Raw genomic sequence first — 21,900 nt, 5'->3', positions numbered from 1 at the left:
CCCGTACAACTGCCCGTACAGCGAGTACAACCGAAGACCGCTTCCGTCTCCTGCCCGCTCGTGCGTCGCCCCAGCGGGTCAGGGTGTCACGCGTGCGATCAGGACGCAGGCGTCGTCCTCGCGCTCCCTGTCGCCGAACTCCTCGGCGATGGCGCGCACGCACTCCTGCGCCGTGCGCGCGGACGCGAAGCGGGGGGCGAGTCCCAGCAGGCGCTCCGCGCCCGTCGGCGGTTCGTCCCCTTCGTCCTGACCGCCCAGCTGGGTGCTGCGCGGGGCGAGGCCGTCGGTGTGCAGCACCAGCAGATCGCCGGGCTCCAGCTGCTCGGTCCGCTCCCCGTAGGAGGCACCGGAGGTCACGCCGAGCAGGACGCCCTCGGGCCGGTCCAGGACGCGTCCGGTGCCGTCGCGGAAGAGCAGCGGCGGCGGGTGGCCCGCCTGGGACCAGGTGAGGGAGCGCTCCCTCGGGTCGTACCGACAGCAGACGGCGCTGCCGAGGGCGGGCTGGGCCGCGGAGTCGAGGAGCTGGTTGAGATGGCCCATCAGGGGGCCGGGACCGATCCCGGCCACCGCCATGCCGCGCACGGCGCCGAGCAGCATCGCCATGCCGGAGGTCGCGGCGACGCCGTGCCCGGTGAGGTCGCCCGCCGTCAGGAGGGTGGCGCCGCCGGGCAGCTCCAGCGCGTCGTACCAGTCGCCGCCGATGAGGGCGCCGGTGGCGGAGGGCAGATAGTGGGCGGCGAGGTCGAGCGTGCCGGGCGCCTGCCCGTCGCCGTGCGGGAAGCGGGGCGAGCCCCGCCACGGCGGGAGCACGGCCTCCTGGAGCTCGACCGCGAGCCTGCGCTCCGTCTGCTCGATGTGCCGCTCCCGCTGGAGCGAGTCACGGGTCTCGCTGACGGCGCGCTCGCTGCGGCGCAGCTCGCTCACGTCGCGCAGCACCGCCCACATCGAGGCGGTGCCCCCCTCCTCGTCGAGCACGGGCTCGCCCACCATGTGGAGGGTGCGGACCGAGCCGTCGGGGCGGACGACGCGGAACTCCTGGTCGATCGCCCTGCCGTCCACCAGGCAGTCCGTGAAGGCGGAGGCCAGCGGCGGCTGGTCCGCGGAGGCCACCCATGACGGCAGCTCGTCGAGCGAGAGCGGGCCGTCGGCCTTCGTCCTGCCGAAGATGCGGAACAGCTCGTCCGACCAGGAGACCTCGTCCGTCAGCAGATTCCAGTCCGCGCTGCCCACGCGGCCGACGAGGGAGGAGGGACGGGGCACCGCTCCGTACGCCGCGGCCGGGGTGCCGTCCGAGCGGCGCTCGCGCCCGGCGGGGTCGGCGGGCAGTCCGTCGCGGAGCTGATCGAGGTGGCCGCCCAGGTCGTCGAGCTGGTGGACGGCGAGCTCGCACAGGGCGCGCTGCCAGCGCTGACGGGGGTCCGGAGAGCCGTCCTCGGCCTCGTCCGGCGTGCCACGGCGCACCGCGTCGACGCCTCCGCGCAGTCTGCGGGCCTGAGTGATGAGGGCGTCAAGGGCGCCGCGCTCGGGCTGCGGCACGGCTGAGCGGTCCGCATGGAGGTGAGACGGCATTGAGGTCTCCGATACGGGTGAGGGCTGGTTACGACTTTCGCACAGGCTGCGACCGTGCGTAAGGGATTTCGCGACACACGATCCGGTGGTGCACCTGGCATATGTCAGCGGCTCGTCGGACGCCCGTACGGGCACGCTGGGCGCCGGTTCGGGGCGAGCCGGTACGGAACGGGCGCGAAGGCGGAGCGGACTCGGTGGAAGGTGCCCTTCCGGGTAAGCTCCGGCTCTTGACCGGGCACCCTGTTCCGGGGGTAAAACCCAGGAGTAGAAACGCGGTCACCGGCAAGAATGGCTGGCAGCGGAAATCCCGTTGCCAGTCGAACACCCCGCACCGGATGCTGACTCTTATGTTCGTCGATTCCGTCGATTCAGACATAGCGCCCAGCGGCACGCTGCTCGGCCTCCTCCAGCGAGGCAGGGGCGACGGCACGCTGCACGCTCTCGCGGCGCCGCGCGCCGAAGCGCTGGCCGCGCTCCGGCACTGCGTCCTGCACGACCCCAGGCGGGACTGGCAGATCGAGCACCGTTCGCTCTATTACGCGCGACTCCACCGGGAGCTCGACGCGGGCCTCGACGAAATCGAAAAGCACCTCTTCGCCCCCGAGGATCTGCTGTGCACCCCGGAGGAGGCCGAGTGCCGCACCGGCCTCGCCCTCTCCGTGCTCGGCCACCTCGCCTCCTACGGCACCGCCACCGGCGACTCCACCGGTGAACCGGCGCTCCGCCTGCTGCGGCGGTACGCCACGGCGGGTGCCAACTGGCAGTGGGCCCTGGACGAGCTGGCCGTGCGGGACGACGACGCCGGGCTGCGGCCCCTCGGCCCCGCGATCCTCGCCCGTTTCCCGCAGACCCCGGAGGGCGACGCCGAGCTGGCCGCCGCCGCGCGCGACGCCTTCGAGCCCCGCCCCTGGAGGCTGTGGGCCGAGGACCCCGCCCACCCCGAGCAGGCCGAACGGCTCCGCAGAGTGCGCGAGCGCCGGTCCTTCGACCGCTGGCAGCGCCAGATGCACGCCTCGGGGCCGCGCCCAGGCTGGAGCGTCCGCGAGATCCTCGACTGGGCGCAGGACGGCCTGGAGCAGAATCCGCCCCAGCACCGCGAGGCCGCCGCGGCACGCTGCCTCTCCGCCGTCGCGGGCGTCGAGGAGCGCGCCGAGCTGGTCGAGGCGGCGCGCGGGCCGCGCGAGGCCGCGCGCGCCGCGGCCCTGCGCCACCTCGCCGACCGTGAGGACCCCGGTGTCCTCGACCTCATCGAGGAGGCCGCGGCCGATCCCTCGGAGTCCGTGGCCCGCTCCGCGCTCTCCTCCTTCGCCCGGATGCGCGGCGTCGCCGCGCTGGAGCGTGCCCGGTTCTGGGCCTCGGCCTCCGAGGGGGCACTCCCCGACGGGCTCACCGCCGTCGCCGCCGAGACCCTCGCCTGCCGGGGCGGCCAGCGGGACGCCGACGCCGTCCTCGTCGCCCTCCGCCGCACCGTCCGCCTCAGCGGACCCGACAGCCCCGGGCTCTGGCCCCTCGTGGACGGAGCGGGGCGCCTCACGATCGCGTGCGCCGCGCCCGTACTGCGCCACATCTACCGGGAGACCGCGTCCTCCCAGCTCCGGGGGCGTACGGCTCGGGCCCTCGCCGCCACGGATCCCTCGTTCCCCGCGGGGTTCGCCATCGAGTGCCTCTGGGACTGCGAGGAGTCCACGCGCGAGGTCGCCGCGGAGTACGCGGCGACGGGTGACGCCCGCGTCGTCGAACGCCTCCGCCGCCTCGCGACGGATCCGGCCGAGGAGGCCGGCGTCCAAAGCGCCATCCGAGGCCGCCTCAGCCCGAACCGAACCTCTCCGGGTACGTAGTTAGGGGCGCGAGGAACTGCGCGCCCAGCCGAGACGCACCCGCACCCCGCAATGCGCATCAGGGGGCACCCCCTCTTCGGTGCGGCACCCGGCACAGAGGGCTGCGCTTGCCAGCCCTGCGCCTCCGGCGCAGACCTCCCAAGCTCAGAGGGAGAGCGAATGTGCCCCGTAAGGGGCGCGGGGAACTGCGCGGCCAGTCACAGCGCACCCGCAGCCCGCGACGCACCGGTAGGGGCAGCCCATGCCCGGCAAGGGCACACGGTCGGGATTCCCCCGGCACATGCCCCGTACGGTCGTTACGGAGGGCAAGTGAAGGTTCGGCGGCACAAGACGAAGGCACGATGGGGGAATGAGCGAGCGCTGGGAATTCTGGATCGACAGAGGCGGCACCTTCACCGACATCGTCGGCAAACGCCCCGACGGAACCCTCGTCACCGACAAGCTGCTCTCCCACGACCCCGCCCGCCCCGACCGCGACGCCGCCGTCACCGGCATCCGTAAGCTGCTCGGCGTCCCGCCGGGAGCCCCCGTGGCGGCGGACCGGATCGACGCCGTCAAGATGGGCACGACCGTCGCCACCAACGCCCTCCTCGAACGCAAGGGCGAGCCGACGGTGCTGCTCACGACGCGCGGGTTCCGGGACGCGCTGCGGATCGCGTACCAGAACCGGCCCCGCATCTTCGACCGCCGTATCGTCCTCCCGGAGGCGCTCTACGACCGGGTGATCGAGGTGCCCGAGCGCGTGAGCGTCGACGGCGCGACCGTCACGCCGCTCGACGAGGAGGCCACCGCCGAGGCGCTGCGGGCGGCGTACCGGGACGGCTTCCGCAGCGCGGCCGTCGTTCTCCTGCACGCCTACCGCCACCCCGTGCACGAGCGCGAGGTGGCCCGCCTCGCACGCGAGGCCGGGTTCACGCAGGTGAGCTGTTCGCACGAGGTCAGCCCGCTGATCAAGCTCGTGCCGCGCGGCGACACCACCGTCGTGGACGCGTACCTGTCGCCCGTGCTGCGCCGCTACGTGGACCAGGTCGCCAAGGAACTCCAAGGCGTACGGCTGATGTTCATGCAGTCCAACGGCGGGCTGCGCGAGGCGGGTCACTTCCGGGGGAAGGACGCCGTGCTGTCCGGCCCGGCCGGCGGCGTCGTCGGGATGGCGCGGAGCTGCGCCGAGGTCGGGCACGCGCGCGTCATCGGCTTCGACATGGGCGGTACGTCCACCGACGTCTCGCACTACGCGGGCGCGCTGGAGCGGGTGTTCGGCACACAGGTGGCCGGGGTGCGGATGCGGGCGCCCATGATGGACATCCATACGGTCGCCGCGGGCGGCGGTTCCCTCCTGCATTTCGACGGGTCCCGCTACCGCGTGGGACCGGACTCGGCGGGCGCCGTCCCCGGGCCCGCCTGCTACCGGCGCGGCGGCCCGCTCACCGTCACCGACGCGAACGTGATGCTCGGGCGCGTCCAGCCCGCGCACTTCCCCGCCGTCTTCGGCGAGAACGGCGACGAGCCGCTCGACACCGAGGCCGTACGGGAGGGCTTCGCGGGGCTCGCCGCGCGTACCGCCGACGGCCGTACGCCCGAGCAGGTCGCCGCCGGTTTCCTGGAGATCGCGGTCCTCAACATGGCGAACGCCGTCAAGAAGATCTCCGTCCAGCGCGGCCACGACGTCACCCGCTACGCGCTGGCCAGCTTCGGCGGCGCGGGCGGCCAGCACGCCTGCGCCGTCGCGGACGCGCTCGGCGTCGGCACCGTCGTCGTGCCGCCGCTCGCCGGGGTGCTCTCGGCGTACGGCATCGGCGTCGCCGACGCGACGGCCCTGCGCGAGCAGTCCGTCGAGACGGAGCTGACCGACGCCGCGCTGGAGGACGTACGCGCACTGTGCGCCCGGCTGGAGGAGCGGACCCGCGACGAGCTGCGCGCGGACGGCATCCCCGAGAGCGCCATCGCCACCGAGGCGCGCCTCCAGCTCCGCTACGCCGGTACGGACGCCACGCTGACCGTCGCGCTGGGCGAGGGCGGGGCCATGGCCGCCGCCTTCGCCGACGAGCACCGCGCGCGCTACGGCTTCACCATGGACAAGCCCCTCGTCGTCGCCACCGCCATGGCCGAGGCGACCGGGCAGGCCGGGCCCGTCAGCGCGGACACGGGGACGACGGGGGAGACCCGTACGGAACCGGCGGCGCGCGTACAGGTGTTCACGGAGGGGCGCTGGCGGGAGGTGCCGCTGCACCGCCGCGAGGAGCTGCCGTCCGGGCACGCGGTGGAGGGGCCCGCGATCATCGCGGAGGCCGACGCGACGACCGTCGTCGATCCCGGATGGCGCGCCGCGGCCGATCCCAAGGGCCATCTGATCCTCTCGCGCGTACGCCCGCGCGCCGCCGCCTCAGCGGTCGGCACGGAGGTCGATCCGGTCCGCCTCGAAGTGTTCAACAATCTCTTCATGGCCATCGCCGAGCAGATGGGCGTACGGCTGGAGAACACGGCCCACTCCGTCAACATCAAGGAGCGCCTCGACTTCTCCTGCGCCCTCTTCGACCCCGAGGGCAACCTCATCGCCAACGCCCCCCACATCCCCGTCCACCTGGGCTCCATGGGCGAGTCGATCAAGGAGGTGCTGCGGCGCAACGAGGGCACGATGCGGCCCGGCGACGTCTACGCGATCAACGACCCGTACCACGGGGGCACCCACCTCCCGGACGTCACCGTCGTCACGCCCGTCTTCGACCGGGACGGCGGCGGGAACGGCGCTGCGCTGCGCTTCCTGGTCGCCTCCCGCGGCCACCACGCGGAGATCGGCGGACTGACGCCCGGCTCGATGCCCGCGTTCAGCCGTACGGTCGAGGAGGAGGGCGTCCTCTTCGACAACTGGCTGCTGGTCCGCGACGGCGTGCTGCGCGAGGCCGAGACCCGCGCGCTGCTCACCGGCGCCCGCTACCCCTCGCGCGACCCCGACACCAACCTCGCCGACCTGCGCGCCCAGATCGCCGCGAACGAGAAGGGAATCGCGGAACTGCACCGAATGGTGGAGCAGTTCGGGCTCGACGTCGTCCTGGCCTACATGGGGCACGTGCAGGACAACGCCGAGGAGTCCGTGCGCCGTATCGTCGCGACGCTCAGCGACGGGGAGTACGCGTACGAGACGGACAGCGGCGCCGTCATCCGCCTCGCCGTCACCGTCGACCGCGAACGCCGCACCGCGCTGCTCGACTTCACCGGCACCTCGCCCCAGCGCGACGACAACCTCAACGCGCCCAGCTCGGTGGTGATGGCCGCCGTCCTGTACGTCTTCCGCACCCTGGTCGCCGACGACATCCCGCTCAACAGCGGCTGCCTGACCCCGCTCGACGTCCGTATCCCCGAGGGCTCGATGCTCTCGCCCGCGTACCCGGCGGCCACCGTCGCGGGCAACGTCGAGACGTCCCAGGCCGTCACCGGCACGCTCTACGCCGCGCTCGGCGTCCAGGCGGAGGGCTCCGGGACGATGAACAACGTCACGTTCGGCAACGATCGCGTGCAGTACTACGAGACCGTCGCGAGCGGCGCGGGCGCGGGCGAGGGCTTCCACGGCGCGGACGCCGTCCAGACCCACATGACCAACTCCCGCCTCACCGACCCCGAGGTCCTCGAATTCCGCTACCCGGTGCGGGTCGAGGACTTCCACGTCCGCGAGGGCAGCGGCGGCGCGGGCCGCTGGCACGGTGGCGACGGCGTCGTACGCCGTCTCCGCTTCCTCGAACCGGTGACCGTCGCCCTGCTCTCGGGGCACCGCCGGGTCGCCCCGTACGGGCTGGCGGGCGGCTCGCCCGGTTCCCTTGGCCGTAACGGAGTCGAACGTGCCGCTTCCGGCGCGTTCGACGTCCTTGACGGGCGCGACGCGGCGGATGTCGCCGCCGGTGATGTGCTGGTCCTGCACACGCCGGGGGGCGGTGGCTACGGCACCCCTGATGTCTGAGCCGGTCGGGCAGGGGCTGCCCCGTCCTGTGCGTACCGGGCTGCGGCTGCGTCGTGGTTGCGCGCGCAGTTCCCCGCGCCCCTGAAGCCGCCCCTCCGGGGCGCGCTTCGGGGCGCCAGGGTGCGCCCCGAAGGGGCGCGGGGAACTGCGCGACCGGCCACGACGGCGCGGCAGCCCGCGACGCACCGGACGGGGCAGCCCCTGCGCGGCCTCATCCGCCGGTCACCGCGTAAGGAGGGCGGGACGAGGCCAGGGCCGCCTCCACCGTGTGGGGGCTGGGCCAGAAGACCGGGACGTCGCCCGGTAAGGGGCGTACCGGTTCGCCGAAGTCGGGCCGGGCGAGCGCCCGTACGCCCAGGGACGAGGGGTCGCCGATGTGCAGCGGGCCTCCGCGGAGCCCGTTCGCCTCGCGGCACACGGTCCGCACGGTCGCCGTCAGCGCGGCCGGGACCGGGCGCATCGTCGCGACCAGGGGCCCGCTCAGTCGGCCCGCCGGGCGCGTGGACCGGTTCGTCGCGTACGCGGGAAGGGGCAGGCCCTGCTCGACGTGGCGCAGCGGCACTCCGGCGGCGGCGAGCGCCTCGTCGAGCGAGCACGGGGCACCGAGCAGGAAGGCGACGAGGTCCGTGCGCCAGTGGGCCGTGGCCCCGGCCGGTTCGGCGACGACCACGCCGTCCTCCCATACGCGGTAGCGGGGCAGCGCGGTACGCAGGTCGGCGTCGTCTGCGAGGCGCGTGGTCCACGTACCCGTGGCGCAGATGTCCCGTACGGGGCAGGCCTGCGGATTGTGGGCGCAGAAGAGCGACAGGTCCTGCGCCCACGACGCGGGGACGGCGACCAGGTGCGCGCCCACACGGCTCGGCACCCAAGGCGCCCACGGCGCCGTTCGCTCAGACCAGCTCACGGCCGCGCGTCTCCGGGAGACCGAGCAGGGCCAGCGCCGCCAGGCAGTAGGCCAGCGCCCCGAACACCAGGGCCCCGCCGACGCCCCAGCTGTCCGCCATGGTGCCCACCAGCGTGGGGAAGAGCGCGCCCAGTCCGCGCCCCACGTTGTACGTGAAGCCCTGCCCCGTGCCGCGGACGGCGGTCGGGTACAGCTCGGCGAGGAAGGAGCCGAAGCCGCTGAAGATCGCCGACATGCAGAAGCCGAGCGGGAATCCGAGGACGAGCAGCAGCGCGTCGGCGGTGTCCGGCACGTTCGTGTATCCCAGGACGCAGACGGCGGAGAGCGCGGCGAAGACGGCGATGGTCTTCTTCCGGCCGAGCCGGTCGGTGAGGTACCCGCCGGTGAGGTAGCCGGTGAAGGCGCCCACGATCTGCGCCGCCAGGAAGCCGCCGGTGGTCACGACGGTCAGCCCGCGCTCGTCGTCGAGATACGCCGGTACCCAGGTCGCCAGCGTGTAGTAGCCGCCCTGCACGCCGGTGGCCATCAGCGAGGCGAAGAGCGTCACCCGCAGCAGGCCCGGCCGGAAGAGCGCCGCGAACGAGCCGCGTTCCCCGCTCTCGGCGGCGCTCTCCAGGCGCTCCGCGGCGGCCGGGGCGTCCTGGACGTTCCTGCGGACCCAGAGCACCAGCAGCGCGGGCAGCGCGCCCGTGAAGAACATGACGCGCCAGGCCAGGTCGTCGTCGAGGAACTGGAAGACGGCCGTGTAGACCAGCACCGCCAGTCCCCAGCCGACGGCCCAGGCGCTCTGCACCGTGGCGAGCGTACGGCCGCGGTGGCGGGCCGAGGTGTACTCGGCCACCAGGACCGCGCCCACCGCCCATTCGCCGCCGAAGCCGAGGCCCTGGAGGGCGCGGAAGACGAGCAGCGTCTCGTAGTTGGGCGCGAATCCGCACAGGACGGTGAAGAGCGCGTAGGTGATCACCGTCAGCAGCAGCGCCCGTACGCGGCCGATCCGGTCGGCGAGGACGCCCGCCAGCGCGCCCCCGAGCGCGGACACCACCAGCGTCGTGGTGACCAGCAGTCCGGTCTCGCCGCTGCTGAGCCCGAAGTACGCCGCGATGGCGACCATGCTCAGCGGCAGCGCGTAGAAGTCGTACGAATCGAGGCCGTAGCCGCCGAAGGCGCCCGCGAAGGCGCGGCGGCCACGGGGGCCGAGGGCGCGGAACCAGGCGAGGGCCCCGCTGTCGTGACTGTCGTGACTGTCGTGCCGTTCGTGCGTGTGCTGGCTCGGCTTCTCTTTCCGGTTTCGAGCCTCTGGTGTCGTGCTCATGGGCACCTCGCAGGCGACGGGCCGGGATCCTCCGCGATTCAACGTAGGGATTGTTGAACGATTCGGCAATCCTCACGTTGTCATGTTCTTCAGGCTGCGGTTCACTTCAGCCATGAGCGACGACGTGCTGGACGAACTCACCGGAGACCGTGCGCTGTTGGGCCGGACCAGCACGGCCGAGCGGGTCGCGGACATCCTCCGCACCCGGATCATCGAGGGTGCCTTCCGCCCCGGGGCGCGGCTGCTGGAGGAGGAGATAGGCGGTGCCCTGGACGTCTCGCGCAACACGCTCCGCGAGGCGTTCCGGCTCCTCACCCACGAGCGGCTGCTGGTCCACCGGCTCAACCGCGGCATGTTCGTACGGGTGCTCACCGTCGAGGACCTGGAGGACATCTACCGCGTCCGCGCCCTCGTCCAGGGCGCCGCGCTCCGCGCGCTCGGCGAGCCCCCGTACGCGCTGGAGCGGCTCGAATCGGCCATCGTGGCGGGACGGGGCGCGGAGCGCGAGGGCCGCTGGCGCGACCTCGGCACCGCCAACATGCGCTTCCACCAGTCGATGGTCGAACTGGCCGGAAGTCCCCGTACCGACGCCATGATGAGCGCTGTCCTGGCCGAACTGCGGCTCGTCTTCCATGTGATGGACGACCCCCGCCGCTTCCACGGGCCCTATCTCACGCGCAACGAGGAGATCCTCGCCGCGCTGCGCGAGGGCGAGGCGTCCGCGGCCGAACTCCTCCTCGGCGCCTACCTCGACGACTCCCGCCGCCAGCTCGCGGGGGCGTACGCCGCGACGGGCGCGGCGAAGGGCGCGGGAGCGAGTACGGGGAAGGGCGACGCGGCCGGTACCGCGGCCGGTACCGCGGCCGGTGCCGCGAACGCGGCCACGCGCGGCGGGCGGGCCGCGGCGGGCGGCCGGGCCCGGCCGGGACCTCCCCGCGGGCCGCGCGGACGCACCCGGTAAGATCGGCACCCTGCCGGACAGGATGCCCGGAACGCCACATACGTGCCGTATCCGTGCCGTTTCGGATCTTGTCAGTGGTACCGCTTAGTGTGTCCGTCGTGACTGAGCACGCCACGACGACGATCCCCCCGACGAGGGCGGCCGTACCCCCGCCGGCACAGCCCCCCGCCGCGGGCCCCGCGGCCGACGAGGGCCTGGCCCGCCGTCTCCGCGCGCTCGCCTGCACCGCTCCGCTGCACGACCTCGACACCCGTAAGGCCAATCTCGCGGGGGAGTACTCGACGTACGAGATGGCGGAGCTGGCCCTCGCCGCCATCGATCTCGTCACGCTCCAGATGGACTTCGACACCGGCGCCGACCATGAGCAGATAGTGACCAGGCTGGTGCCGCGCGCGGCCGCGCAGGCCCCGGAGCGCGGCGCGTCCGAGCACGAGCGCGTCTCCCGCTGGGTGCTGGAGAACCTGATCAACGTGGGCAGCGTCGACCGCGGATTCCGCGCGGTCTACGGCACGTTCGGCCCCGACGGCGTCTATGTCCGCAGGGATTACGACTTCAAGCTCATCGAGGAGGTCCCGGGCCCCGGTGGCAGCGTCTATCTCCGCACCACCGACGAGGCGGTCAACGTGCTGGTGGGCGCCCTCGACACCGATGTCACCAGCGCGCAGATCGCCGCCGAGGTCAAGCTGGAGGTCCTCATCGCGCGCGGCCGTCTCGCCGACGCGCAGCTCGCCGCCGAGCAGGCCCGCTACCGCACGGTGCAGTACGCGGAAACGCTCCGCCGCACCCTGGAGGCCACCCGGCGCGACGTGCGCGCGGTCGACTGGCTGAGCGCCGTCCCCGAGATGATCACCGAGGCCCTCGACCACGTGGCCGATCGCTACCGGCACGAGAACGCGATCCTCACCAACATCCGCAAGGTGCGCGACGAGGCCGCGTCCGAGCGGGGCCCCGACCACAAGCGCCGCGCGGCCGAGCTGGTCGACATAGTCAAGGACTGCATCCGCCGCCACACCCAGCTCCAGTCCCGGCTGCTGGAGGCCGGGCCGCTCTTCCGTGCCGAGCAGGACCGCCAGGCGTTCGCGCCGCCCGCGGCCCGCGCGGGCACCGACCTGTACGGACAGCTCCTCGGCCCCGTCCTCCCGCTGCCCCTGGAGCGGGCGACGCGCGTGACGGACGCCTTCTTCGCGCGCGGCGCCGGGCTGCGCACCCCGGGCGCCGTCCGCATGGGCGACCTGGTCGACCTGCTCCTCACCCCGCCCGCGCCGCGCGAGCACCTGGGCGCCGAGATGCCCGAGCCCGACCTCGTCGCCACCCCCGACGACAGCCGGTTCAGCGAGGAGCAGATGGAGGCGGCCACGGAGCTGCTGGAGCTGCCCGCCGACGCGCCGCGCCGCCTTTCGGGGCTGCTCGCGGACGCCCGCCGCCGCGATCCCGAACTGCCGTACCTGGTCGCCCTCCTGGCCGTGCACGCCGCCAGTCCGCCCGTGGGCACCGCCTACCGGCAGGGCGAGGAGCGCCTCCTGTTCGCCGTGGACGACGGCACGCAGCTGGACGATCCGGAGTTCGGCGGCGCCGACCTGATCGTCGGCACGGCCCTCCTGGACGCGGCGGGCATGGCGGCGGACCGCACGGAGGCGGTGTGAGGGCCCCGGCGCCGGTGGCCTCCGGCCGTATCCCAGCCGACAGCACGGAAAGAACAGGCGATCGACCGTGACCGAGTACGTACCCGAACCCGACCCCGCGGAGCCGGAAGGCCCGAAGGCCCCGGCCCCCGTGACCCCGGCCGACACGGCGGACGCGGCCCGGCTGGTCTCCTTCGGCCTCCACCCCAAGCTCGTCCCGGCCCGTGACGTGGAGTACACCGAGCTGCTGCGGCGCTATCGCGACGAGCCCGCCTTCGCGCGCCTCGCCGACGCGGTCGCGACCGGGCTCGGGCTGGTCGTGCTGGAGGTCTCCACCCGCGCGGGCATGGCGCTGGCCGCCGAGGAGGACTCGGTCTTCGCCGTCCGCATGGGGGACTACGCGCGCCGGGCCACCGCCGACTCCGCCGACCGCTTCCTGCACGGCCTCGCCCATCTCGCCGTCGCCGCCATGGCGTTCCCCCGCCCCGAGGACCTCGCGGACGACGGATACATCGGCCGTATCACCGTCAATGGCGTGGACTCCTTCGTCCGCCAGGCCTGCCGCATGCTGGAGGAGCGCGCCGAGGAGGAAGGGGAGAACACCGACCCGGTCAGCGACGCGCCCGGACTGGAGGCCGCCTGGCGGGTGTACGCGCGGCGGAGCGCCACCGGCGCGACCAAGGACGCCCGCAGGCTCGCCGGTTCGACCACCGGCATCATCGCCAAGGCCGTCGCCTTCCTCGCCGACTCCGGCTTCCTGCAGAAGACGGGCGACGACGCCGGAGGCACGTACCGTACGACGGCGCGCTATCAGCTCCAGGTCCGCGACATGGCGGGCAGCGCCGCCATGGCCGAGCTGCTGGAGCTGGGCGTCGTCCCCGTCTCCGACGGCACCGCGAGCCTGCTGCCGCCGCAGGACGCGGACGATCTGGAGCTGGCCCCCGACGCGGGACTGCCGTTCCACTCCTGACCTCTCCTGTCCTCTCCGACGCCTCCGACCACCCCCACACGAGAGTCCGCCATGTACGAGCTGTCCCGGATCCGCCTCTACTCCATCGGTCCCGCCGGTGCGCGCTACGCCGACACCGTGCTCGACCTGCGTGGAGTCGGCGTGTCCGTCCCCAGCCCGGCGCCCGCCCAGGCGGACTTCTTCGAGGAGGAGCCGCAGGGCCCGCCGCGCCGCCCCGCGCCCGCGGGCGTCCTCTTCCTGGAGAACGGGGGCGGCAAGTCCGTCCTCCTCAAGCTGATCTTCTCCGTGATGCTGCCGGGCCACCGCAACACGCTGGGCGGCGCCAGTTCCGGCGTGCTCCGCAAGTTCCTGCTGGCCGACGACTGCGGGCATGTGGCCCTGGAGTGGCAGCACACGCTGACCGGCGAGTCCATCGTCGTCGGCAAGGTCAGCGAGTGGCGCGGGCGGCAGGTGTCGGGCGACCCGAGGAAGTTCGCCGAGGCGTGGTATTCGTTCCGGCCGGGCCCCGGGATGTCGCTGGACTCCCTGCCCGTCGCCGAGTCCTCCGCACTGCGCCCCGCCGCCGAGGGCGCCTCGTCCGCGCGCGGCAGGCGGCGCACGATGAAGGGCTTCCGCGACGTCCTGATCGAGACGGGCAAGGCGTATCCGAACCTGGACGTGGTCTGGGAAGAGATCCACGAGCGGTGGAACGAGCACCTGACGGGCCTCGGCCTCGACCCCGAACTCTTCCGCTACCAGCGCGAGATGAACGCGGACGAGGGCGAGGCCGCCGGCCTCTTCGCGGTCAAGAACGACTCGGACTTCACCGACCTCCTCCTCCGCGCTGTCACCGACACCCGTGACACCGACGGCCTCGCCGACCTCGTGCACGGCTTCGCGCACAAGCTGGGCCGCCGCGCCGAGCTGACCGCCGAGCGCGACTTCACCGCGGGCTCCCTCGACCTGCTCCAGCGCATCAGCGACTCCGCCGAGGTCCGCGCCCAGGCCCGCGAGATCCACGCCGGAGCCGAGCGCCGTACCCGTACGCTCGCGCGGCGTCTCTCCGCGCGCGGCACGCAGGAGCGCGGCCGCGCCGCCGAGCTGGCCGAGCAGGTCGCGGGCGCCGAGGAGTCCGTGACCGCAGCCGAGGAGGCCCGCTCCCGCGCCTCCCTCGTCGCGGCCGAACTCGCCTACCGGCACGCGTCCCTGGCCCTCGCCGCCGCCGAGAAGTCCGCCGCCGCGCAGAAGCGCGAGCTGAGCGACGCGCGCACGCTGCACTCCGCCTGGCAGGCCGCCGAGACCGTGCTGGCCCACCGTGCGGCGGCCGACCGTTCGGCGCGCGTCGCCGCCGCGATCCAGGAGGCCGAGCGCGACGCGGCCCCCGCGCTCGCCGCCCGCGCCCGCGCCGCCTCCGCGCTCGTACGGGCGCTGAACGCGGCGGCGGAGGACGGCGAGAAGATCGCCACCGAGCAGGAGGAGCGCTCCGCCACCCTCCAGACCGAGAGCGAGAGCGCGCACCGCGACGCGACGGCGGCGGCCACCGAGGCCCAGCGCGCCCGCAGTGAGACCGAGCACCTGCGCCAGCGCCTCGCCGAGGTCGAGCAGGAGACCGCCGAGGCGGTCCGCGCGGGCTGGCTCGACGACGCGGCGCCCGACTCCGACCCGGCGCGCGCCGCGCTCGCCGCCTCCGACGCGGAGAAGACCACCGTCGCCGCCTTCGACACCGCCCGCGAGGCGGCGGCGCGGAGCGCCGAGCGCGCCCAGGAGGCCGCGTCCGAGCGCTCCCGGGCCGAGCTGGCGGCCGCGCGCGCGGTGGACGCGGCGGAGGCGGCCGAGTCGGCGTACGCGGCGGAGCGGTCCGCCGCCGAGTCCCTCGGCGCCGAGGAGCGCCTCGCGGAGCTGCTGGGCCTCCCCGGCGCCCCGCTCGGCCCCGACGGCGCGGGACGCGCCGTCCCGGGGCCCCGCGCGGGCGACGGGAGCGAAGGCCCCGAGGGCGCCGACGGCGGCGCGCGGGACGCCTCCGGCCCGCTCACGGCCGAGGAGCTCGACCGGAACGCGGACGCGCTGCGTGAGCTGCTCGACGACGGCGTCGCCACCGCCGAGCGCCAGCTCTTCGACCTGCGTACGGCCGCCGCGGACGACTCCCGGATGCTCGGCGCCCTCGGCGACGGCGGTCTGCTGCCGCCGGGGCCCGACGTCACGGCCACCGTCGAGTTCCTCGGGGAGCACGGCATCCCCGCGCTCCCCGGCTGGCGCTATCTCGCGCAGGCCGTCGACCCCGCCGACCACGCTTCCGTGCTCGCCGCGCGCCCCGAGCTGGTCGACGGCGTCGTCATCACCGACCCCGACAGCCACGCCCGCGCCCGCGAGGTGCTCGCCGGGGCCGCGCTGCTGCCCCGTTCCGCGGTCGCGGTCGGTACGGCCGCCGCGCTGCTGGCCCCGACCCCGCCGCCGGAGGCCGACGGGGAGGGCGCGGTCTTCCTCGTACCGCCGAACCCGGCGATGCACGACGAGAGCGCCGCCGACGACGAGCGCCGTCAGCTCCGGGAGCGTGCGGCGGCGCGCGACGGGGAGATCCGCGCGCTCGCCGCGCGCCTCTCCGCCGACCGTTCGCTCGCCGCCCGGCTCGCCTCCTGGCGCACCGGCTGCCCCGAGGGCCGCCTCGGTGAGCTGGCAGCGGCGGCGGCCCAGGGCAGGGAGGCCGCCGACGCGGCGCGGGAGCACCTCACCCAGGCGGTCACCGCGCACGAGGAGGCGGCCGAGGAGGCCGCCGAGACCGCCCGCGTCCGCGACGAGCGGCAGGACCAGGCCCAGCGCGCGCGGCGCAGCGCCGACGCCCTCGCCGGGCTCGCCTTCCGGCTGCGCGAGCGCGGCAAGTGGCAGGCGCGGCTGCGCGAGCTGGGCGACGAGTCGGCGGCGGCCGAGGAGCGCGCCGACATCTGCGTGGAGCGCGCCCGTTCCGCCGACGAGGACCGGCGTGCCGCCCAGCGCTCGGCCGACGACGCGCGCCGTACCGCCCGCGCGCTGCGCGCCGAGCGCGCCGAGATCGCGGGCGTCCCCGACGACATGGACGAGTCCGGGTCGGACGGGTCGGACGGGTCGGACGGGTCCGCCGAGTCCGACGGGTCCGACGGTCCGGCGCCCGTCTCCTCCCTCCCCGACCTGCGGGAGGCGTACCGCTCGGCCTCGCAGCTCTACGAGAAGGTCGGCGTCGGCGCCGATCTCCGTGCCGAGCAGGCCCGCGCCGAGGGGGACGAGTCGGCCGCGCTCGCCGTCCTCGACCGGCTCACCAACAAGGTCCGCACCCGCGCTGCGCAGCTCCTCGAAGGCTCCGACGGCGCCGACGGGCCCTCCCGTCAGGCCGCCGCCGCGCGGGCCGAGGCCCTGGTGCAGAAGCTGGAGACGCGCGGCTCGGCCGCCAGCGAGCAGCTCGGGCGGCTGCGCGGCGAGGCCGAGCGCCTCGCCCCGGCGGACGGGGAGGCACACACCGACCTCCCCGAGGAGCTGGTCCCCGCCGAGGCGGGCCAGGCCCAGACCCTGCTGCGCACGGCCAACGCCGAGCTGGCCGCGCGCACCGACGAGCTGGACTCGGCCCGCGCCGCGCACCAGACGCTCGTCCGCTCCCACACCGCCGCCGAGGACGCGGCGGGCGGCTTCGACGAGACGGCCACCACCCTCCGCGACCTGCTCCGCGACCCCCACACGTCCGGCGCCGAGGGCGAGCCGGAGGAGCAGCCCGAGCCGTACGCGGGCAGTCCGGCCGACGCGCGGCAGGCCGCCGCCGAGGCCCGCCGCTCGCTGCGCGGCTGCGCCGCCGACCTCACCGCCGCCGAGCAGGCCGTGCGCGAGGCGAGCGACGTCCTCGTCCGGCACGCCAACTCCAGCCGGTACGAGCACGTGCGTACGCCCGCGCGGCAGCAGATCCGTGAGCTGCCCGCCGCCGCGCTGCCCGAGCACGCCGCCGCGTGGGCCACCGCGTTCGCGCCCCGGCTGCGCGTGCTGAGCGACGAGCTGGAGCAGCTGGAGCGCAACCGGGACAGCATCGTCGACCGGCTGCGCGGCCTGGTCGAGTCCTCGCTCGCCACGCTGCGTTCGGCCCAGCGGCTCTCGCGGCTGCCGGAAGGGCTGGGGGAGTGGTCAGGGCAGGAGTTCCTGCGGATCCGCTTCGAGGACCCCGACCAGGCGACGCTCACCGAGCGGCTGGGCGAGGTCATCGACGAGGCGACCCGCTCGGCCGTGAAGAAGAACTCCGACCTGCGGCGCGACGGGATGTCCCTGCTGCTGCGCGGAGTCGCCGCCGCGCTCCAGCCGCGCGGCGTGGCCGTCGAGATCCTCAAGCCCGACGCGGTGCTGCGCGCCGAGCGCGTGCCCGTCGGACAGATGGGCGACGTGTTCTCCGGCGGCCAGCTCCTCACCGCCGCCATCGCGCTCTACTGCACGATGGCGGCCCTGCGGAGCAACGAGAAGGGGCACGACAAGCACCGGCACGCGGGCACGCTCTTCCTGGACAACCCCATCGGCCGGGCCAACGCGACCTATCTGCTGGAGCTCCAGCGCGCCGTCGCCGACGCGCTGGGCGTCCAGCTGCTCTACACGACGGGCCTGTTCGACACCACGGCCCTCGCCGAGTTCCCCCTCGTGATCCGCCTGCGGAACGACGCGGACCTGCGCGCCGGTCTGAAGTACATCAGCGTCGAGGAGCACCTGCGCCCCGGCCTCCCGCAGCAAGAGGCCGACGGGAGCGACGGGCCCGTGGTGCACGGGGAGATCACCGCGACACGGATGTTCCGCCGCCCCGAGGAGGAGCGGCCTGGCGAGGAGCGGCCGAGCGGGCCGCCGTCGGACGGGGAGGAGCCGTCGCAGCCCCGCCCTGACGTCCCGGCTCAGCAGGGCGACGGGGACGCGGCGCGCCTCTCCCGGTAGCGGCGGTTCCGCTCCCGTTTGCGGAGGCCCCCGGGGCCCCGGAGGCTCCGGGAACCCCGGACCCCCCTGCGCGCCCGGCCCCCGCGGGCTCGGGGCGGCGGTGCGGCACGCGCGGGCGCTGCCGTGCCGCGCTGCTCGGCTGCGACACGACGCCGTGCCGCTGCACCCACACCTGCCGCGTGATCCATACGTCCAGCACACCCCAGGTGGCCAGCACCGTGCTGGCCACTGTCGCCAGCACCATCGGGAACGCCAGCCAGACCTGCGCGAGCGAACAGAGCACCGCGACCATGAGCTGAACCAGTGTCAGCGCGACGATGATCACCGCGCGCACCGCGGCCGCCCTCACCGGGTCCGGGAGACGGGTCTTCGCGTACATGTCTTTCACTCCCCCTTCACGACCCTCTGCACGCACACGTTTCCATAAACGTGTCCTGTGCCACAATCGCCGAACATGTGTCGGGGCATCGACGGACAACCCAGGATGAGGCACCCTGGGCGCCCTGTTTCAACGCCCATACATACCTTCGAGTTGGGTGCGCGGCAGTAGTAAGCTCGCGCCGTTTGCTGACGGAACACGCCCCCGCGCACCGGGGCCGACGTAGGGGAGGCCATGCGCTTTCGCGGGAAGTCCATCCGCCGGAAGATCGTGGTGCTGCTGCTGGTGCCGCTGGTGTCCCTCGTATCCATCTGGGGCTTCGCGACCTACATCACCGGGAGCGAGGCCCAGCGCCTCGCCAATGTGGACGAGATCACCAACAAGATCGGTGACCCCTCGGACGAGACCGTCCAGGCACTGCAGCGCGAGCGGCGCGAGATCCTCATCCACCTCGCGGACCCGCGCGGTTCCGCGTCCCGGGAGAAGCTCCGGCGCGCCCAGCGCGCCACCGACGCCACCGTCGCGCGCCTCCGGGACCGGGCGGAGGACGGCGGGCTGCGCTCCATGCTGAGCGGCGACGGCCGCGCCCGGCTCGACGAACTCCTCGACGGGCTCGACGGACTGGACCAGCTCCGCTCCAAGGTCACCGACAACACCATCACCAGGGGCGGCGCCTTCCAGGCGTACAACGAACTCATCGACCCCGCCTTCATGTTCTTCAGCCTGCAGAGCGGCCTCGACGACGTCGGCCTGGAGCGGCAGTCCCGCGCGCTCGTCGGCGTCGCGCGCGCCCGCGAGTACCTCTCGCGCGAGGACGCCCTGACCGCCGCCGCGTTCGTCGCGGGACGCATGACGAAGGGCGACCAGCGCGCGCTCTCGGACCGGGTCGCCGAGCGCAGCATGACGTACGAGAACAACCTGTCCTCGCTGCCCGCCGAGGACCGGCAGATCTTCGACAACTACTGGAACGGCACCGAGGGCCGCACCCTCCGCAGCTACGAGGACACGCTGATCGCCAACGGCACACGTGGCCTCGGCACGGCTGTCACCGTCAAGCGCTGGCACTCCGCCACCTCCACCGTTCTCTCCGACCTCGACACACTGGCCGCCGAGGCCGAGAAGCGTTACGAGGACCGGGTCGAGCCCGTCGCCGAGAAGGTGCTGCTCCAGGCCGCGGCCGCGGGCTTCCTCGGCTTCCTCGCCGTACTCGCCTCCCTCATCATCTCCTTCCGGGTCGGACGCGGTCTCGTCAGGGACCTCAACACCCTCCGTAAGGAGGCCAACGAGTCCGCCGGAGTGCGGCTGCCCAGCATGATGCGGCGCCTCGCCTCCGGCGAGCAGGTCGACGTCGAGACCGAGTCGCCCCGTCTCGACTACCCGCCGGACGAGATGGGACAGGTCGGCCAGGCCCTCAACACACTGCAGCGCGCCGCCGTCGAGGCGGCCGTCAAACAGGCCGACATGCGGCGCGGCGTCTCCGAGGTCTTCGTCAACCTCGCCCGCCGCAACCAGGTCCTGCTCCACCGCCAGCTCACCCTCCTCGACGCGATGGAGCGCCGCACCGAGGACGCCGACGAACTCGCCGACCTCTTCCGCCTCGACCACCTCACGACGCGCATGCGCCGCCACGCCGAGGGCCTGGTGATCCTCTCCGGCGCCGCGCCGTCCCGGCAGTGGCGCAAGCCCGTCCAGCTCATGGACGTCGTACGGGCCGCCGTCGCCGAGGTCGAGGACTACGAGCGGATCGAGGTGCGCCGCCTGCCGCGGCTCGCCGTGGACGGCAGCGCCGTCGCCGACCTCACCCACCTCGTCGCGGAACTGCTGGAGAACGCCACGGTGTTCTCCCCGCCGCACACGGCCGTCCAGGTGCTGGGCGAGCGCGTCGCCAACGGCTTCACGCTGGAGATCCACGACCGGGGGCTCGGCATGGCGGCCGACGCGCTGCTCGACGCCAATCTGCGGCTCGCCGAGACACCCGAGTTCGAGCTGTCGGACACCGACAGACTCGGCCTGTTCGTGGTCTCGCGGCTCGCGCAGCGCCAGGGCGTCCGCGTCTCCCTCCAGCCCTCCCCGTACGGCGGGACCACGGCCGTCGTGCTCATCCCCGGCACCGTGCTCACCGAGACGCCCGGCGGACGCGAGGACGAGGAGCGCCCCGGACGCCGTACGGCGCTGGAGAACGGGAAGAAGAGCGACGCGCTGCCGCAGCGGTCCGCGCCCCGGCTGGAGAAGCGCCGCGAGAACGGCGTCGGCGAACACGCCCTGGGCCGCGGCCCGGTCGACGGTCCCGTCGAACTGGAGGCGCCGCTCGGCGAGCTGGACGCGTCGCTGGACGCCTCATTGGACGCGCCGGACAGCGGCGGACGGCTCTTCCGCAAGCCCCCGCCTCCGTCGCCGGGCGTGCCGCAGGCGGTGCCGCCGCGCGCGCCCGTCCCGCGGACGCCCGCGGGCGAGCAGCACCAGCAGGCGCACGACGAGCAGGGGCCCGCCGCGCGCGGCGCCGAGGACGACGAGCAGACCGGCGGACGGACGACGCCGCTGCCGCGCCGCCGCAGCACACCGGTGCTGGTCTCCGACCACGGACGCCCCGTGGGCGCGGCGCGCGAACGTGAGCGCCCGCAGCGGGAGCGGGAGGGCGACGAGCCGTCCCGCCGGGAGCTGCCGCGCCGCAAGCCGAAGTCCGCGCCGCGGGAGGAGACCGGCGAGGACGAGAGGCTCCCGGCACCGGCACCGGTGCTGGAGGAGACCGGGCCGGAGGTGCCCGAGCGGTCCGCCACCGTCGGGGGGCTGCCGCGCCGGGTCCGTCAGGCGAGCCTCGCCCCGCAGCTCAAGGCCGACAGGGCGGCGCCCGCGCCGTCACCCGAGGACGGTACCGTCCAGGACGCGGAGACCGCCGAGCGCGAGGCCGAGGCCGTACGCAGCCGGATGTCCTCGCTCCAGCGCGGATGGGAACGGGGCAGGCGGCAGAACGACGCCGGCCCTTCGGGGGACGAACCGGGGGAGACAGCACAAGGAACGACACCGGAGGGGGACGGTCGATGACCGCACCGAAAGCCGCACCGCACGCCACGTCCGGAAGTGGCGAGCTCAACTGGCTCCTCGACGAGCTGGTCGACCGAGTCGGCAGCATCCGCAAGGCGCTCGTGCTCTCCGGGGACGGCCTCGCCAGAGGCGCGTCCCAGGACCTCAGCAGAGAGGACGGAGAGCACCTGGCCGCCGTCGCCTCCGGTTTCCACAGCCTGGCCAAGGGAGTGGGCCGCCACTTCGAGGCCGGGGACGTCCGCCAGACGGTCGTCGAGCTCGACGACGCGTTCCTCTTCGTCACGGCCGCCGGGGACGGCAGCTGCCTCGCCGTCCTCTCCGACGCCGACTCCGACGTCGGGCAGGTGGCGTACGAGATGACGCTGCTGGTCAAGCGCGTCGGCGTGCACCTGGGCACGGCGCCCCGCACCGGCGGCCCGGCGGGCGGTACGGACAGCTGAGGCGGCGGA

At 74.2% G+C, this 21,900-nt stretch carries 10 protein-coding genes and 1 pseudogene; 8 read left to right on the top strand and 3 right to left on the bottom strand.

Going from position 1 to position 21,900, the window contains the following annotated elements; genetic code table 11:
* Positions 1-78 precede the first annotated feature (78 nt).
* Positions 79-1,569: a PP2C family protein-serine/threonine phosphatase gene (locus ACGF3A_RS21950; RefSeq protein ID WP_393731944.1), complete on the bottom strand. Its 1,491-nt coding sequence runs from the start codon at positions 1,567-1,569 to the stop codon at positions 79-81.
* A 347-nt stretch (positions 1,570-1,916) separates the two neighbouring features.
* On the opposite strand from ACGF3A_RS21950, the gene ACGF3A_RS21945 reads away from it, so the two are divergent.
* Complete coding sequence (locus tag ACGF3A_RS21945; RefSeq protein WP_393731943.1) at positions 1,917-3,407, top strand: HEAT repeat domain-containing protein; 1,491 nt, start codon at positions 1,917-1,919, stop codon at positions 3,405-3,407.
* A 349-nt stretch (positions 3,408-3,756) separates the two neighbouring features.
* On the top strand, positions 3,757-7,359 hold the full coding sequence (locus ACGF3A_RS21940; RefSeq protein WP_393731942.1) for a hydantoinase B/oxoprolinase family protein: 3,603 nt from the start codon (positions 3,757-3,759) through the stop codon (positions 7,357-7,359).
* 211 nt (positions 7,360-7,570) lie between these two features.
* On the opposite strand, the gene ACGF3A_RS21935 is transcribed toward ACGF3A_RS21940, so the two are convergent.
* The gene (locus ACGF3A_RS21935; RefSeq protein WP_393731941.1) at positions 7,571-8,224 is read right to left on the bottom strand and encodes a D-glutamate cyclase family protein; all 654 of its coding nucleotides are present in this window, start codon (positions 8,222-8,224) and stop codon (positions 7,571-7,573) included.
* A gap of 25 nt (positions 8,225-8,249) precedes the next feature.
* The gene (locus ACGF3A_RS21930; protein WP_393731940.1) at positions 8,250-9,575 is read right to left on the bottom strand and encodes an MFS transporter; all 1,326 of its coding nucleotides are present in this window, start codon (positions 9,573-9,575) and stop codon (positions 8,250-8,252) included.
* 112 nt (positions 9,576-9,687) lie between these two features.
* On the opposite strand from ACGF3A_RS21930, the pseudogene ACGF3A_RS21925 reads away from it, so the two are divergent.
* From ACGF3A_RS21925 to ACGF3A_RS21900, 6 genes and pseudogenes are all read left to right on the top strand, one after another.
* Positions 9,688-10,362, top strand: a pseudogene (locus ACGF3A_RS21925) (GntR family transcriptional regulator); the annotation flags it as partial.
* A gap of 272 nt (positions 10,363-10,634) precedes the next feature.
* Positions 10,635-12,179, top strand: coding sequence for a hypothetical protein (locus ACGF3A_RS21920; RefSeq protein WP_393731939.1), 1,545 nt, complete (start codon positions 10,635-10,637; stop codon positions 12,177-12,179).
* Positions 12,180-12,246: 67 nt separating this feature from the next.
* Positions 12,247-13,128 carry a hypothetical protein gene (locus tag ACGF3A_RS21915; RefSeq protein WP_393731938.1) on the top strand — a complete coding sequence of 294 codons (882 nt, stop codon included), beginning with the start codon at positions 12,247-12,249 and terminating at the stop codon, positions 13,126-13,128.
* Between the two features lie 51 nt (positions 13,129-13,179).
* A complete protein-coding gene (locus tag ACGF3A_RS21910; RefSeq protein WP_393731937.1) occupies positions 13,180-18,030 on the top strand; it encodes a hypothetical protein in 4,851 nt (1,616 codons plus the stop codon).
* A 613-nt stretch (positions 18,031-18,643) separates the two neighbouring features.
* Complete coding sequence (locus ACGF3A_RS21905) at positions 18,644-21,451, top strand: nitrate- and nitrite sensing domain-containing protein (RefSeq protein WP_393731936.1); 2,808 nt, start codon at positions 18,644-18,646, stop codon at positions 21,449-21,451.
* Complete coding sequence (locus tag ACGF3A_RS21900; RefSeq protein WP_393731935.1) at positions 21,448-21,891, top strand: roadblock/LC7 domain-containing protein; 444 nt, start codon at positions 21,448-21,450, stop codon at positions 21,889-21,891. The genes ACGF3A_RS21905 and ACGF3A_RS21900 overlap by 4 nt, the downstream gene beginning before the upstream one ends.
* The last annotated feature ends 9 nt before the right edge of the window (positions 21,892-21,900 follow it).

This window comes from Streptomyces sp. NPDC048172 (assembly GCF_043202595.1).
GTDB lineage: Bacteria > Actinomycetota > Actinomycetes > Streptomycetales > Streptomycetaceae > Streptomyces.
This window is presented reverse-complemented; position numbering and strand designations above follow the sequence as displayed.

Bases quoted from the DNA above. Each gene is read 5' to 3' on its own strand.
- ACGF3A_RS21950 (WP_393731944.1), bottom strand. From the start codon at position 1,569: ATGCCGTCTCACCTCCATGCGGACCGCTCAGCCGTGCCGCAGCCCGAG.
- ACGF3A_RS21945 (WP_393731943.1), top strand. From the start codon at position 1,917: ATGTTCGTCGATTCCGTCGATTCAGACATAGCGCCCAGCGGCACGCTG.
- ACGF3A_RS21940 (WP_393731942.1), top strand. From the start codon at position 3,757: ATGAGCGAGCGCTGGGAATTCTGGATCGACAGAGGCGGCACCTTCACC.
- ACGF3A_RS21930 (WP_393731940.1), bottom strand. From the start codon at position 9,575: ATGAGCACGACACCAGAGGCTCGAAACCGGAAAGAGAAGCCGAGCCAG.
- ACGF3A_RS21910 (WP_393731937.1), top strand. From the start codon at position 13,180: ATGTACGAGCTGTCCCGGATCCGCCTCTACTCCATCGGTCCCGCCGGT.
- ACGF3A_RS21905 (WP_393731936.1), top strand. From the start codon at position 18,644: ATGCGCTTTCGCGGGAAGTCCATCCGCCGGAAGATCGTGGTGCTGCTG.
- ACGF3A_RS21900 (WP_393731935.1), top strand. From the start codon at position 21,448: ATGACCGCACCGAAAGCCGCACCGCACGCCACGTCCGGAAGTGGCGAG.